The following is a 14,252-nucleotide window of genomic DNA, read 5'->3' as shown; positions in this document are numbered from 1 at the left end:
TCATGACAGCTCGCTCGGTAGCCTCTGGCTCCGGCGAGTGCCCTTACTGGTTGAAGCCGACTTCATTGACCATCTGCGCGGCGCGCTTGCGAAGCTTGGCGACTTCGGTCAGCGGCAGGTCATCCTGCTTGAACTCGCCCCATGAGGTCAGCAGCTCGGAGCTCTCGGCTTCCGGGTTGGCCGGATACTCGAAGTTGACCTCGGCATACATGTGCTGGGCGGTCTTCTCGGTGAGGAAGCGCATCAACTTGAGGGCATTCTCTTCGTGCGGCGCATACTTGGTCATCGCCATGCCGGAGATGTTCATGTGCGTGCCGACGCCGTTCTGATCCGGGAACTCGATACGTGCCTTCTCGGCCCACGGGCGCTGCTCGTCATTGTCGAGCATCTTGCCGTAGTAATAGCTGTTGCCGATGGCCACATCACAGACGTTGTCGCGGATCGCCTTGATCTGATCACGATCGCCACCCTGAGGCTTGCGCGCCAGATTGGCCTTGAAGCCTTCCAGCCACTCACGCGTGGCCTCTTCACCGTTGTGCGCGATGCGTGAGGCGATCAGCGCGACGTTGTAGGGGTGATCACCGGCGCGTGAGCAGACGCGCCCCTTCAGGCTCGGATCCGCCAGGTCGTCATAGCTTGCCACCTGACCGGCCTCGAGACGCTCGACACTGGTGTAGAGCACCCGTGCGCGCGTGGTGATGCCGAACCACTGATTGTCGGGGCCGTGGTACTGCTCGGGCAGATTGGCCTCGATGACCTCGTCATTGACGCTCTTGACCAGCTCCTCGTCGACCAGCTCCTGCAGACGTCCCACATCCACGGTCAGCAGCACGTCAGCCGGGGTGTTGCGCCCTTCCCGCTTGAGACGCTCGGCCAGGCCCTGCTTGGCGAAGACCACATTGACCTTGACGCCGGTCTCCTCGGTGAACTCCTTGAGGAACGGCTCGATCAGATAGGCCTGACGATAGGAATAGACGTTGACCTCTTCCTGGGCTTGAGCCGGCAGCGCCGTGGCGGCGGTAACGCCAGCCAGTGCGCCCAGCAGCAGCTTGCGGACGGAGGATGCAGAAATCTTGGTGGAAGCTGTCATCGAATACCCCTGTTCGAAGGTCCCCGCTTCTGGCCTGCTGGTGCAGGGGAAGCAGAATGATCGTAGCAATGCGAATCATTCTAATCACAAAGGGTTTCCGATCGCAACGCTCGTGCAACGCTGACTTGCAGTTTTCGCAATCCGTGCTAGCAGTTCATGCCTGAAAATCCGGCGATTCCACGGCGGGATATCTCGAGGCGCGCGGAACAGACAATGTCCTGCGTCGGCATGGCGGGCGCATCAGGCCACGCGGCCATCCTCCCCGACGGCGGGCAATAGCGTCATCGCCTCCTGGATGGCTTGCGTGTGTGAAAGCTTGCGCTGCCAGACAGCGTGCAGCGCATGTCGGAAGGCATTGGCGCGTGCTGGCAGGCCGCACCTTTCGTATTCAGCGGCCCGCTCGTCGACACGCTGTGCGAAGGCATCGCGATCCACCTCAAGCTCCAGATTATCGACGCTGACATGAAACGGCTTGGCGACTGCACGGTGGAACAATTGCTCCAGCGCCTGCGGGGCTACCTCGACACTTTCAAAGGCCTTCTGCTGGTGTGCATCACGTCCGTCCGGTGCATACCAGTAACCGTAATCCTCCTTGAGGCGTCGCTCAGGGCCCGCGATGCACCAGTGACTGACTTCGTGCAGAGCGCTGGAGAAGAAGCCGCGCGCCAGATAGAGACGATGAAAGCCGAGCTCATCGCCTGGAGAGTCGCCGCTGGCGACCCCATCCTGCACCTCATCCGTCGTCATGCCGGCGGGCAGATAGAGAGGTTCGTGGGGGGCGCGCCGCAACAAGGTGTTGTAAGACGTGGCAAACAGTCCATCGAAGAGGGAAGTCAACGCCGTCAGCTCAGGGTCCATCGACTCTTGATCCGTCAGGGCCTGCCCCCCCGCCAGGGCATGATCAGGCATGGCATCGCCGTCTGCGCTGCACGCCTCATGACGTGATGACAGGGTGCGAGGCACGCGGGAAAGTTCTGAAGAAAGCAACACAGGCAAGTCTCGACGATCGTGTGAATCAGCAGCGATATCAGTACCCGGAGATAGGGACGGTACTGCATGACGATGTCGAGCATTGTACGTGGCTCGTTCGTATCACGTCATTCCACCTGACAGGTGAGTACCAAGCGCTGATAATTCACTCTCTTGCGCCCCGCAGGCAGGCCTTATCTGCTAGGATGGCGCGCCAAGCAAGAATGATTCTCGATTACCAGCAGGAGCCTGCCGTGCCCCCCGCCGAACCCTCCCATTCATCCGCCTCCACGCCTGCAGCCTCTTCTCAGGCGCCATTCGCCAGCCGGGTACGCGCCGAGACCTCACGCCTGGTCACGCTGGCACTGCCAATCTGCGGTGCTCAGCTGGCTCAGGCAGGCATGAGCGCCGTGGATGTCCTGATGACCGGTCGCTCCAGCGCGACGGACCTGGCAGCCGTCTCGGTGGGGTCCAGCCTCTGGGTGCCTCTGCTGCTGTTGATGGCTGGCACCTTGATGGGGCTGACACCCGTCGTGGCACAGCTGATGGGGGGTAACCGCAGCGGTGAGGTACGTGACAACGTTCACCAGTCACTGTGGATCTCATTGGTGCTCGGCAGTCTGTCAGGATTGGCACTGTGGTTCCTGGCGGCGCCAATCTTCACGCTGATGGAGGTGCCCGGCGCGGTGGCAGAACAGGCCACGCTTTATCTGATGGCCATTGCCTGGGGCATGCCGGGCGCCGCCTTCTATCAAGTGCTACGCGCGTATTCCGATGGCATGAATCATACTCGTCCGGCGCTGATCATCAGCTTGATCGGCCTGTTGTCGAACATTCCGCTCAACTACCTGCTGATCTATGGCTCTGCAGGCGTGGATGACTTGCTGGGGATCACGTTGCCGGGACTGCTGGGCGATATCCCGGCCATGGGCGCTGCAGGCTGCGGTATCGCGACAGGGCTTGCCATGTGGATCATGTGTCTGAGCATGTTTCTCTACACCCGTCGCAGCAGCGCCTACCAGGCAGTCGCCCTCTGGTGCCAACCCAGCGCGCCTCAGCTCAAGAAGATCTCGGAACTGCTCAAGGTCGGCCTGCCGATCGGCATCGCCATCTTCTTCGAGGTCACGCTGTTCACCGTCATCGCGCTGTTCGTGGCAAGCTTCGGTGAGATCAAGGTGGCAGCCCACCAGGTCGCGCTCAACTTCACCTCATTGCTGTTCATGCTCCCTCTGTCACTGGCCATGGCACTCACCGTACGAGTGGGGCATACCATCGGCCGTGGTGACATGAACGAGGCGCGCTTCGTGGCGTGGAATGGCGTGGCCTTCTCACTGGTGGTCGCTCTGATCAATGATCTGGTGATCTGGGTACTGGCAGAGCCTGCCGTGGCGCTCTACACCAGCAACCTCAAGGTGCAGGCGCTGGCGCTTTCCCTGATCACGCTGGCGATGCTCTATCAGGTCTCCGACTCCTTGCAGGTTGCCATGGCGGGGGCTCTGCGCGGCTTCAAGGACACTCGCATCATCATGTTGATCACCATGTTCGCCTACTGGATCATCGGTCTTGGTGGCGGGCATCTGCTGGGGGTGGGCAGTGAGCAGTTCCCCGTCTGGCCCTGGGCTGTCGAGAGCATGGGTGTCTATGGCTACTGGATTGGCATGGTGGCCGGCCTGACCGTGGCGGCTCTGCTGCTTGGCTGGCGTCTGTGGGTCATCGCGCGCCGCGCCATTCAGGAGGGCAGCCTGCCCGGCTGAGCGAAGCCCCCTGCCAACGCTGGCCGCGAGCTCGTGATACCGACGGCGGCCAGTGTTCCATCCCTTTTCCCACTCGCTCAAGCACTCGCCTCAGACGCCCCGCCACCGGCCTTTTCCCCGGTCGCGGGGCGTTTGCGTTTAATCCTTCATCTGCGCATGGACGGTCATTTCGTCCAAGGAGGGGTTACCGTCAGGGCTCAGGCTGTGCTAATGGTTATTCAAGGCAGTGCATTCATATGCAGTGCGCCATCTTGCAAGCGGCGGCTGTTTGCACACCCGCACACGCCGAGGACGATCGACAAGCTGCTGAGGAGGGTTCGTCATGGGCGTACCAGTTTCTTCCCCCCGCTCCGCCAAGGTCATCGACCTGAATGTCATGCGTGACAGGATGCGTGCACGACGTCGTATTCTCCGGCTTGCGCCGGAACACGATGGGTTGGAAATGCTCTATCAGCTCGAAAGCGACCCGGAGAGCTACTACAGCCTTCCCGTGTTGGCCTGGGGTCTGCGCGAGGATGGTGAGGTGGTCGGCCTGGTGCCATGGATGGAGGGGCTGATGCCCTGCCATGAGCTGGAAGATCCGCAGCAGGGCCACTTCGTCGGCTACCGAGACCCGGAAACCGACGAGGTCTTCATGCTGGCTCCGGACCACAAGGTCTATGAGCTCGAGCATGCCGCGGCCTATTACGACTATGAGGTGTCGGAGAAGACCACCTTGCTGCAGCAGCTACCGGATACGCTCGGGACTCATGCCCTGTGCATGACCAATGGCGAGTCTGCGTGGCAGCTCAAGCAGGTGTTCGGCTGGCGTCTATACAGCGATGGCAACATCGAGGCACTGCTGGTCGATGAGACACGCGTCACCCAGACACCGGTGCTGGCTGGAGATGACTGCCTCTACCCCGGTCGCAGTCGTCATGACGTGGTCTATTTCTTCCAGCGCGCCGTCGCCAACCAGATTCGTGAGCAGGACCCGGCCACCCTGGAAGCTCTCGCGCTGATGATGACCGGCGAAAGTGATCAGGTCAGTGTGGAAGTGCACGACCGCGAAGCCTGAGACGACTGACGTCAACTGATGCGAATGTCATAAAGGAAGTGATCCGGCGTTTCGTCACTGCGCTCCAGTGTGTGCCCAAGAAATGCACAGAACTTGGGCACATCACGTGTCGTCGCCGGATCGGTCGCCACGACACGCAGCAGGTCTCCGCTCGCGAGCTCACGCACCTTGTTGTGCAGCATCATGATGGGTTCGGGGCAATACAGACCGCTGGTATCCAGCTCTGCATCGGCAACGGGCAAGGGGGTATCGGTCATCAATGACTCCTGAGGTCCTGCCACTGACAAGGCAGAATGTATGAAGACGGGAGACGGGCATGATCAAGGTAATGATCGAGCGGCATATCATGCCGGGACTCGAACAGGATTACGAGCAGGCCTCACGCGAGGTCGTGCGTGAAGCCATGCATGCACAGGGCTTCATCTCGGGCGAGAATCTGGTGGAAAGCGGACGTCCCGGCCACCGAATATTGATCACTTCATGGCGAGACGCAAGAGCCTGGCAGGAGTGGTCGAGCAGTCACGCGCGCGAACGCATGATGGCGCGTCTGGGGCCGATGCTTTCTCAACCGGAACGCATCGTGTTGCTTGAGCACACCTGACCTGCGAGAGATTCAAGCCTCGCGAATGCAGCATCCCTCAGCGAGGCTCCGTCCATCGACCTGACAGCACCGCACAGACAAGCCCCCACGGACCGCTCGGTCCGTGGGGGCTTGTGGTTGCACCAGACAACCCGGTGGCTCAGTGCGTGATACGCACATGCACGGTGACTTCTTCGCGGTCATGGTACAAGTGACGACACCGGATCTCGGCACCGACATTGGAACGCTCAAGGCTGGCCGCCAGATAATCGAGACAGCGGGAGACTTCCTTCCAGCGTTGCTTCATCGGCAGCTTGAGATTGAAGACCGCCTCATTGCACCAGCGCTTCTTCAGCCAGCGCTCGACCATCTCCGTCACGCGGATGGGCTTGTCGACGATGTCACAGACCAGCCAGTCCAGTCGCAGCGGTGGCTCCCAGGTAAAACCATCTTCCTTGAGATGCTCTACCTGTCCTGTCGCCATCAGATCCTTGTTCATGGGGCCATTGTCGATGGCAAACACGAACATGCCCTTCTCGACCAGCTGGAAGGTCCAGCCACCCGGCGCTGCCCCAAGATCCGCTGCCTGCATGCCAACCGCGATGCGACGCTCCCACTGGTCGCGCGGCACGAACTCATGCCAGGCCTCTTCCAGCTTGAGTGTGGAGCGACTGGGGGCACGGCTCGGCGAACGCAGATGACGGATGCCGTTGGCATATTCGCTGCGGTTGCCAGGAAAGCTCATGCCCAGCTGCACTTCGTCACCATCCGTCCAGAAGACGTGCAGCGCCCGCCCACCGGCCTTGCGACGCAGTGCACCACGCTTCTTGAGCGCAGACTCCAACGGGCGGCCGACGGCCTTGCCAAGGCCCGACAGCGCCTTGCCATCATTGGTGTCCGGCATCTCGTGGCGGATCTCCTCGAAGCTCCAGCCAGCGTCGACCACCTGCTGCAGAATCGGCGAGACGCGATTTTCCCGCGACATGCCGACCAATGGCTCCAATGCCACCAGTGTCTGGCGAGCGAAGACCAACGCCTGAAGCGGCATGTCACGATGCAGGCTATTGGCGGGCTCATCACCTGTCACCACATAACGCACGAAGCCACTGTCGCGTGCCGCAATCGGATAACCCGGGGCGCCCAGATAAGCGGCCTTTTCACAGACTTCTGCGGCCAGGTCGGCCTCGAAGCCCGGGCGGCAATACAGCAACAGTTCTTGAGGTTGCATCATCATCTCCATAACGGAAGGCTGGGGAGTCTACCGCCTCGCTCCTGTCCACGACAAGCATGGCGACAATGACTGACTCAGCGAGGAAGCCGCTACTCAGGCCCACCGGGCCTGCCAGCTGACGGGTACCGGCTTTCCGGTTTTTGACCCGCAAAGAGAACCGCCCCTGCAGCTGGGCTGCAGGGGCGGTTCAGTATAAGTGCCTGACGATGACCTACTCTCACATGGAGAAACTCCACACTACCATCGGCGCTAAGCGGTTTCACTTCCGAGTTCGGCATGGGATCGGGTGGTTCACGCTCGCTATGGTCGTCAGGCGAAACGGTGGCATCTTGCGATGCCTGAGTCTCGAGGCTTGTGGCCTCGCGACTCGCAATATGAATCATGCTGACCGATATGTCGTCGATCCTGTCGCAATCCCGGCGTTTGCCGCAGCAAACCCCTTGGGTGTTATATGGTCAAGCCTCACGGGCAATTAGTACTGGTTAGCTCAACACATTGCTGTGCTTCCACACCCAGCCTATCAACCTTGTAGTCTTCAAGGGCCCTTCAGGAGGCGCAAGGCCTCAGGGAAGTCTCATCTTGAAGGGGGCTTCCCGCTTAGATGCTTTCAGCGGTTATCCCGTCCGAACGTAGCTACCGGGCAATGCCATTGGCATGACAACCCGAACACCAGAGGTTCGTCCACTCCGGTCCTCTCGTACTAGGAGCAGCTCTTCTCAAACTTCCGACGCCCACGGCAGATAGGGACCGAACTGTCTCACGACGTTCTAAACCCAGCTCGCGTACCACTTTAAATGGCGAACAGCCATACCCTTGGGACCGACTTCAGCCCCAGGATGTGATGAGCCGACATCGAGGTGCCAAACACCGCCGTCGATGTGAACTCTTGGGCGGTATCAGCCTGTTATCCCCGGAGTACCTTTTATCCGTTGAGCGATGGCCCTTCCATACAGAACCACCGGATCACTAGAACCTACTTTCGTACCTGCTCGACGTGTCTGTCTCGCAGTCAAGCACCCTTATGCTCTTGCACTCAATGCACGATTTCCAACCGTGCTGAGGGTACCTTCGTGCTCCTCCGTTACTCTTTAGGAGGAGACCGCCCCAGTCAAACTACCCACCATACACTGTCCTCGATCCGGATAACGGACCTGAGTTAGAACGCCAATGATGTCAGGCTGGTATTTCAAGGTTGGCTCCACCGCATCTGGCGACGTGGTTTCAAAGCCTCCCAGCTATCCTACACAGACAACATCAGCATCCAGTGTAAAGCTATAGTAAAGGTTCACGGGGTCTTTCCGTCTAGCCGCGGGTACACAGCATCTTCACTGCGATTTCAATTTCACTGAGTCTCGGGTGGAGACAGCGTGGCCATCATTACGCCATTCGTGCAGGTCGGAACTTACCCGACAAGGAATTTCGCTACCTTAGGACCGTTATAGTTACGGCCGCCGTTTACCGGGGCTTCGATCAAGAGCTTCGGACGAATCCTAACCCCATCAATTAACCTTCCGGCACCGGGCAGGCGTCACACCCTATACGTCCGCTTGCGCGTTTGCAGAGTGCTGTGTTTTTAATAAACAGTTGCAGCCACCTGGTATCTTCGACCGGTAAGAGCTTACGGAGCAAGTCCTTCACTCGAACCGGTGCACCTTCTCCCGAAGTTACGGTGCCATTTTGCCTAGTTCCTTCACCCGAGTTCTCTCAAGCGCCTTGGTATTCTCTACCTGACCACCTGTGTCGGTTTGGGGTACGGTCGCATGTGATCTGAAGCTTAGAGGCTTTTCCTGGAAGCGTGGCATCGATGACTTCCTGACCGTAGTCAGTTCGTCTCGCATCTCGACCTCAGAGGAACCGGATTTGCCTGATTCCTCGGCCTACATGCTTTCACCAGGACAACCAACGCCTGGCTCACCTAGCCTTCTTCGTCCCCCCATCGCAACCACATCCGGTACGGGAATATTAACCCGTTTCCCATCGACTACGCGTTTCCGCCTCGCCTTAGGGGCCGACTCACTCTGCTCCGATTAACGTAGAACAGAAAACCTTGGTCTTCCGGCGGGGGAGTTTTTCACTCCCCTTATCGTTACTCATGTCAGCATTCGCACTCGTGATACCTCCAGCAGACTTCTCAATCCACCTTCATTGGCTTACACGACGCTCCTCTACCGCTCATCCATAAGGATGAACCCGTAGCTTCGGTACCTGATTTAGCCCCGTTATATCTTCCGCGCAGGCCGACTCGACTAGTGAGCTATTACGCTTTCTTTAAAGGATGGCTGCTTCTAAGCCAACCTCCTAGCTGTCTGAGCCTTCCCACATCGTTTCCCACTTAATCAGGATTTTGGGACCTTAGCTGACGGTCTGGGTTGTTTCCCTTTTCACAACGGACGTTAGCACCCGCTGTGTGTCTCCCACGCTGCACTCACTGGTATTCGGAGTTTGCCTCGGGTTGGTAAGTCGGGATGACCCCCTAGCCGAAACAGTGCTCTACCCCCAGCGGTGATACGTGAGGCGCTACCTAAATAGCTTTCGAGGAGAACCAGCTATCTCCGGGCTTGATTAGCCTTTCACTCCGATCCACAGCTCATCCCAGCATTTTTCAACATACTTGGGTTCGGGCCTCCAATTGATGTTACTCAATCTTCACCCTGGCCATGGATAGATCGCCCGGTTTCGGGTCTATACCCTGCGACTGGTCGCCCAGTTAAGACTCGCTTTCGCTACGCCTCCCCTATACGGTTAAGCTCGCCACAGAATATAAGTCGCTGACCCATTATACAAAAGGTACGCGGTCACACCATGAAGGTGCTCCCACTGCTTGTACGCATACGGTTTCAGGATCTATTTCACTCCCCTCGCCGGGGTTCTTTTCGCCTTTCCCTCACGGTACTGGTTCACTATCGGTCAGCCAGGAGTATTTAGCCTTGGAGGATGGTCCCCCCATGTTCAGTCAAGGTTTCTCGTGCCCCGACCTACTCGATTTCACGATACTCAGACTTCGACTACGGGACTATCACCCTGTATCGTCAAGCTTCCCAGCTTGTTCGTCTGTCAGTTGTATCGCTTAAGGGCTGGTCCCCGTTCGCTCGCCGCTACTTGGGGAATCTCGGTTGATTTCTTTTCCTCCGGGTACTTAGATGTTTCAGTTCCCCGGGTTTGCCTCTATAGGTTATGTATTGGCCTATAGATACTCACCTGATGGTGAGTGGGTTTCCCCATTCGGAAATCGTTGGGTCGCAGGGTATTTGCCACCTCGCCAACGCTTATCGCAGGCTATCACGTCCTTCATCGCCTCTGGCTGCCAAGGCATCCACCGTATGCGCTTAATCGCTTGACCATATAACCCCAAGGGGTCTGTCAAGGATTACGAATCTGTCGGACCTCTCCGACATATCGTTTGATGGAGATGTGCTTGGCGCACATTCCATCGTCAGCATGATTCACATTGTTAAAGAGCGGCTGTTCAGAGAACAGTGAGAAGCGCGCTCTGTTGAGCACGCTTGCCACTGCCGGCTAAGCCAGCAATAAGATCAGGTAATTCGTTGTGAGCACTTGCCGCGAGCGGTAGACAGTGTCGATAAGGAGGTGATCCAGCCCCAGGTTCCCCTAGGGCTACCTTGTTACGACTTCACCCCAGTCATGAACCACACCGTGGTGATCGCCCTCCCGAAGGTTAGGCTAACCACTTCTGGTGCAGTCCACTCCCATGGTGTGACGGGCGGTGTGTACAAGGCCCGGGAACGTATTCACCGTGGCATTCTGATCCACGATTACTAGCGATTCCGACTTCATGGAGTCGAGTTGCAGACTCCAATCCGGACTGAGGCAAGCTTTATGGGATTGGCTCCACGTCGCCGTATTGCAACCCTTTGTACTTGCCATTGTAGCACGTGTGTAGCCCTACCCGTAAGGGCCATGATGACTTGACGTCGTCCCCACCTTCCTCCGGTTTGTCACCGGCAGTCTCCTTAGAGTTCCCGACATTACTCGCTGGCAAATAAGGATAGGGGTTGCGCTCGTTACGGGACTTAACCCAACATTTCACAACACGAGCTGACGACAGCCATGCAGCACCTGTCTCAGAGTTCCCGAAGGCACCAATCCATCTCTGGAAAGTCCTCTGGATGTCAAGGGTAGGTAAGGTTCTTCGCGTTGCATCGAATTAAACCACATGCTCCACCGCTTGTGCGGGCCCCCGTCAATTCATTTGAGTTTTAACCTTGCGGCCGTACTCCCCAGGCGGTCAACTTATTGCGTTAGCTGCGCCACTAAGTCCTCAAGGGACCCAACGGCTAGTTGACATCGTTTACGGCGTGGACTACCAGGGTATCTAATCCTGTTTGCTACCCACGCTTTCGCACCTCAGTGTCAGTGTCAGTCCAGAAGGCCGCCTTCGCCACTGGTATTCCTCCCGATCTCTACGCATTTCACCGCTACACCGGGAATTCTACCTTCCTCTCCTGCACTCTAGCCAAGCAGTTCCAGATGCCGTTCCCAGGTTGAGCCCGGGGCTTTCACACCTGGCTGACTTAGCCACCTACGCGCGCTTTACGCCCAGTAATTCCGATTAACGCTTGCACCCTCCGTATTACCGCGGCTGCTGGCACGGAGTTAGCCGGTGCTTCTTCTGCGAGTGATGTCTTTCCTCGGGAGTATTAATCCCGAAGCGTTCTTCCTCGCTGAAAGTGCTTTACAACCCGAAGGCCTTCTTCACACACGCGGCATGGCTGGATCAGGCTTTCGCCCATTGTCCAATATTCCCCACTGCTGCCTCCCGTAGGAGTCTGGGCCGTGTCTCAGTCCCAGTGTGGCTGATCATCCTCTCAGACCAGCTACGGATCGTCGCCTTGGTGAGCCGTTACCTCACCAACAAGCTAATCCGACATGGGCTCATCCGATAGCGCAAGGTCCGAAGATCCCCTGCTTTCTCCCGTAGGACGTATGCGGTATTAGCCTGAGTTTCCCCAGGTTGTCCCCCACTATCGGGCAGATTCCCATGCATTACTCACCCGTCCGCCGCTCGACGCCTTCTAGCAAGCTAGAATCGTTTCCGCTCGACTTGCATGTGTTAAGCCTGCCGCCAGCGTTCAATCTGAGCCATGATCAAACTCTTCAGTTGAAAGCTTGATAGTCTGTTAAGCAGACCAAACTTGGTTCAGAGTCAAACTTCTCGTGAGAGGCTTGCTCCGATATTTGGTGACCTTGTCACCACTCATCGGCAAGCGCTCACACGAATTACCTGATCAAATTTTTAAAGAGCGTCGCTGTTAAGCGAGGAGGCATATTCTATCCGGAACGCTTGAGAAGTCAAGCACTTGATGATGAGTCAATCGACTGCCTCTAAGCATCATCCAGCGGTGAGGAGCGTTGCTCGATCACCTGTTCCGTAAGGAGTGCGGCGTATTCTAGCGAATCGCCCGGGATTGTCAATCGATGATTTGGAAGCGGACTTCAAAAACATCAAACAAAACAACCACCTGCAAACCTCTTTCACCGCTGGTAACGCCATGCGTCCCCGGCAGCGGATGCGTACTTTACGCACGATCCGGGCTGAGCACAAGGGCTTTTTCAAGAGATTGTCATCACGCTGTCACGGACGTGGCCACTCAAGGCGTCATCCTTCCGCCGGCCGGGATACCGGCTGCGCCCGCCATCCGCCACGAGACTGCGACTGCATCTCGAGAGCGGCTTCCAGGCGTGCTTCCGGCAGCTGCATGACGCGCGCCAAGAGTGTCAGCAAGGCCACCTCTTCATCGGCCAGTGTCTGATCGGCATGCACTACCTGAGCAAGCGCCGCGAACCAGCGTTGCTTGTCCATGGGGCGCAGGTGCGCCAGCTGCGTGAGATGACGGCAGCGCAGCGCAGGGTTATCCCCACCCGGCTGCGACTGCGGATACTCCAGCGCCAGACCAAGTTCCGCACTGGCGTCCAGGAAGATGTCCTTGCGCAGTGCTTCATCGTCGATGAGTCCAACCATCAGCACGAGCCAGTGCTGACAGGCCGGCTGGCATTGCTGCAGGGCCAGCGAGTCGCTCTTGCGATCGATCCGCGGGTCCAGTGATTCCAGCAGCAGTTGCCATAGACACCAGACGAACATGTCCTGCGGAGGTGTCTGCGCCTTGAGCATGCGATGCGCGCGCTCATCCGCTTCCCGCCAGCGCGGTATCAACCGGTTGAGCAAGGGGATCCACTCGACCCGCGGCAAGGACTCGAGCCTGCGCCGTGCCTCACGCGCCCGCTTGCCGTCCAGCCAGTCATGCTGACGCTCAAGCTCGGTGAGCCAGACACCGCGTGTGGTCAGCTCCGAGGGGGCGATCATCGCCACCACCAGCTGCGGACAGAGAAACCTCGACAGCGTCAGGCTCTCGAGTTCTCCTCGTGAGCGCGAGAGCTCCCCTATGACCGCCGCGCCGGCGATACCCGCCATGACCCCGCCAAGCACGTCTGCCCCGATGGGGCCCTGCTGCTCGAAGGTATGCACCGGCTGCTGGCGCGCACTCAGATACTGCCGGTCCCAGCGAGGTTCCAGGCGCTTGATGCGTTCATCCAGCGGAGGATGCGAGTCGAACCAGCCTGTCAGCCATGGCGGGCGCGCTTCGACGAAGAAGAGATGGTTGTAGGTCATGGCGCGCGGATGCTGGATACGCCCCTGCCAACCCATGCCACCGATACGCTTGAGGGCCGAGGCGATGCCATCCGGGAAGCGGGTCAGGCGCACCGCACTGGCATCGGCGAGATATTCGCGTGAGCGCGCGACCCCGCGCTGCAATAGTCGCCCTCCCAGCCCGCCGAGACTGCCGAGCAACCACAGCGCCACACCCACCAGCATCAGCTGTGGCATGCCGCCTTTCCTGTCGGAACCGGAGGAGCGCCCCCTGCCCAACACGAAGCCGATGCGCCCTGCCCCCATCAGGAAGCGCCCCGCCTCGGAGAGAAACACCAGGCCGTGGACTGCACTCGCCAGACGCAGGTTGAGACGAATATCGCCATTGGCGATATGGGCGAACTCGTGAGCGACCACGCCCTGCAGCTCGTTGCGATCCAGCTGCTCCAACGCCCCGCGACTCAGCGCGATCACCGCATCCTGTGGCCGATAGCCCGCCGCGAAGGCATTGATCATCGCCTCATGCGGCAGCAGGAACAGCTGCGGCGTGGGCAGGTTGGCGGCAATCGCCATCTCTTCCACCACATTCAGTGCCCGTCGCTCGCTCGAGTCCTGCGTCTCGACATCCACCAGCTTGCCACCCAGGCGTGCGGCCACCATCGCACCGCCCTGCTGCAGACGCCGCAGCTCACGCGCGGCGACCAGTGCATTGCACAGGAAGATGATGCTCGCCACCGGCCAGACATACTCAAACGTCGTGGTGGCCGGGCGCCCCAGGAAACTGCTGATCGCGACATGCACCACGGCGCCGGCGGCAAGAGACACCACCAGCGACATGGCCGTGAAGGCCAGCAGCAATAGCCGCGTTCGACGACGCGCGCTGTCCTGCTCGTGATAGAAATTCATTCGCGCCCGCCATCTACCGAACCAGAATCACAGCCGGAAAGCCGCTGAGGAGAAAGCA

The 14,252-nt window shown here is 58.9% G+C and carries 8 protein-coding genes and 3 rRNA genes; 3 read left to right on the top strand and 8 right to left on the bottom strand.

The features are described from left to right. Positions 1-43 precede the first annotated feature (43 nt). Together BOH68_RS02905 and BOH68_RS02900 are read right to left on the bottom strand one after the other, a co-directional pair. Positions 44-1,090, bottom strand: a complete 1,047-nt coding sequence (locus BOH68_RS02905; protein ID WP_077371346.1) for a Fe(3+) ABC transporter substrate-binding protein — start codon at positions 1,088-1,090, stop codon at positions 44-46. 240 nt (positions 1,091-1,330) lie between these two features. Beyond that, complete coding sequence (locus tag BOH68_RS02900) at positions 1,331-1,948, bottom strand: elongation factor P hydroxylase (protein ID WP_077373049.1); 618 nt, start codon at positions 1,946-1,948, stop codon at positions 1,331-1,333. A gap of 461 nt (positions 1,949-2,409) precedes the next feature. On the opposite strand from BOH68_RS02900, the gene BOH68_RS02895 reads away from it, so the two are divergent. Next, a complete protein-coding gene (locus BOH68_RS02895; protein WP_240499759.1) occupies positions 2,410-3,813 on the top strand; it encodes an MATE family efflux transporter in 1,404 nt (467 codons plus the stop codon). A 322-nt stretch (positions 3,814-4,135) separates the two neighbouring features. Continuing rightward, positions 4,136-4,870 (top strand): hypothetical protein, encoded by a 735-nt coding sequence (locus BOH68_RS02890; protein WP_077371340.1) that lies wholly within the window; start codon positions 4,136-4,138, stop codon positions 4,868-4,870. A gap of 11 nt (positions 4,871-4,881) precedes the next feature. Here BOH68_RS02890 and tusA read toward each other — a convergent pair whose 3' ends face one another. Beyond that, positions 4,882-5,127, bottom strand: coding sequence for a sulfurtransferase TusA (gene tusA / locus BOH68_RS02885; protein ID WP_077371338.1), 246 nt, complete (start codon positions 5,125-5,127; stop codon positions 4,882-4,884). Positions 5,128-5,186: 59 nt separating this feature from the next. Between tusA and BOH68_RS02880 the strand changes: the two genes are divergently transcribed. Beyond that, positions 5,187-5,471, top strand: a complete 285-nt coding sequence (locus BOH68_RS02880; protein ID WP_077371336.1) for an antibiotic biosynthesis monooxygenase family protein — start codon at positions 5,187-5,189, stop codon at positions 5,469-5,471. A 139-nt stretch (positions 5,472-5,610) separates the two neighbouring features. On the opposite strand, the gene rlmM is transcribed toward BOH68_RS02880, so the two are convergent. From rlmM to BOH68_RS02855, 5 genes are all read right to left on the bottom strand, one after another. Next, on the bottom strand, positions 5,611-6,684 hold the full coding sequence (gene rlmM / locus BOH68_RS02875; RefSeq protein ID WP_103751373.1) for a 23S rRNA (cytidine(2498)-2'-O)-methyltransferase RlmM: 1,074 nt from the start codon (positions 6,682-6,684) through the stop codon (positions 5,611-5,613). Positions 6,685-6,879: 195 nt separating this feature from the next. Then, positions 6,880-6,995, bottom strand: a 5S ribosomal RNA gene (rrf, locus tag BOH68_RS02870). 137 nt (positions 6,996-7,132) lie between these two features. Continuing rightward, a 23S ribosomal RNA gene (locus tag BOH68_RS02865) occupies positions 7,133-10,021 on the bottom strand. A gap of 241 nt (positions 10,022-10,262) precedes the next feature. Continuing rightward, positions 10,263-11,803: ribosomal RNA gene (locus BOH68_RS02860) — 16S ribosomal RNA — on the bottom strand. The 16S, 23S and 5S rRNA genes sit together here, the layout of an rRNA operon. Before the next feature lie 495 nt (positions 11,804-12,298). Continuing rightward, positions 12,299-14,194, bottom strand: coding sequence for a M48 family metallopeptidase (locus BOH68_RS02855; RefSeq protein WP_077379323.1), 1,896 nt, complete (start codon positions 14,192-14,194; stop codon positions 12,299-12,301). Between the last annotated feature and the right edge of the window lie 58 nt (positions 14,195-14,252).

The organism is Cobetia sp. MM1IDA2H-1 (genome assembly GCF_002916775.2).
GTDB lineage: Bacteria > Pseudomonadota > Gammaproteobacteria > Pseudomonadales > Halomonadaceae > Cobetia > Cobetia marina.
Note: the sequence above shows the minus strand (reverse complement) of the source record. Positions and strands in the feature narration are given on the sequence as shown.

Coding starts and splice junctions, on each gene's coding strand:
- BOH68_RS02905 (WP_077371346.1), bottom strand. CDS start 1,090: ATGACAGCTTCCACCAAGATTTCTGCATCCTCCGTCCGCAAGCTGCTG.
- BOH68_RS02900 (WP_077373049.1), bottom strand. CDS start 1,948: ATGGACCCTGAGCTGACGGCGTTGACTTCCCTCTTCGATGGACTGTTT.
- BOH68_RS02890 (WP_077371340.1), top strand. CDS start 4,136: ATGGGCGTACCAGTTTCTTCCCCCCGCTCCGCCAAGGTCATCGACCTG.
- tusA (WP_077371338.1), bottom strand. CDS start 5,127: ATGACCGATACCCCCTTGCCCGTTGCCGATGCAGAGCTGGATACCAGC.
- BOH68_RS02880 (WP_077371336.1), top strand. CDS start 5,187: ATGATCAAGGTAATGATCGAGCGGCATATCATGCCGGGACTCGAACAG.
- rlmM (WP_103751373.1), bottom strand. CDS start 6,684: ATGATGATGCAACCTCAAGAACTGTTGCTGTATTGCCGCCCGGGCTTC.
- BOH68_RS02855 (WP_077379323.1), bottom strand. CDS start 14,194: ATGAATTTCTATCACGAGCAGGACAGCGCGCGTCGTCGAACGCGGCTA.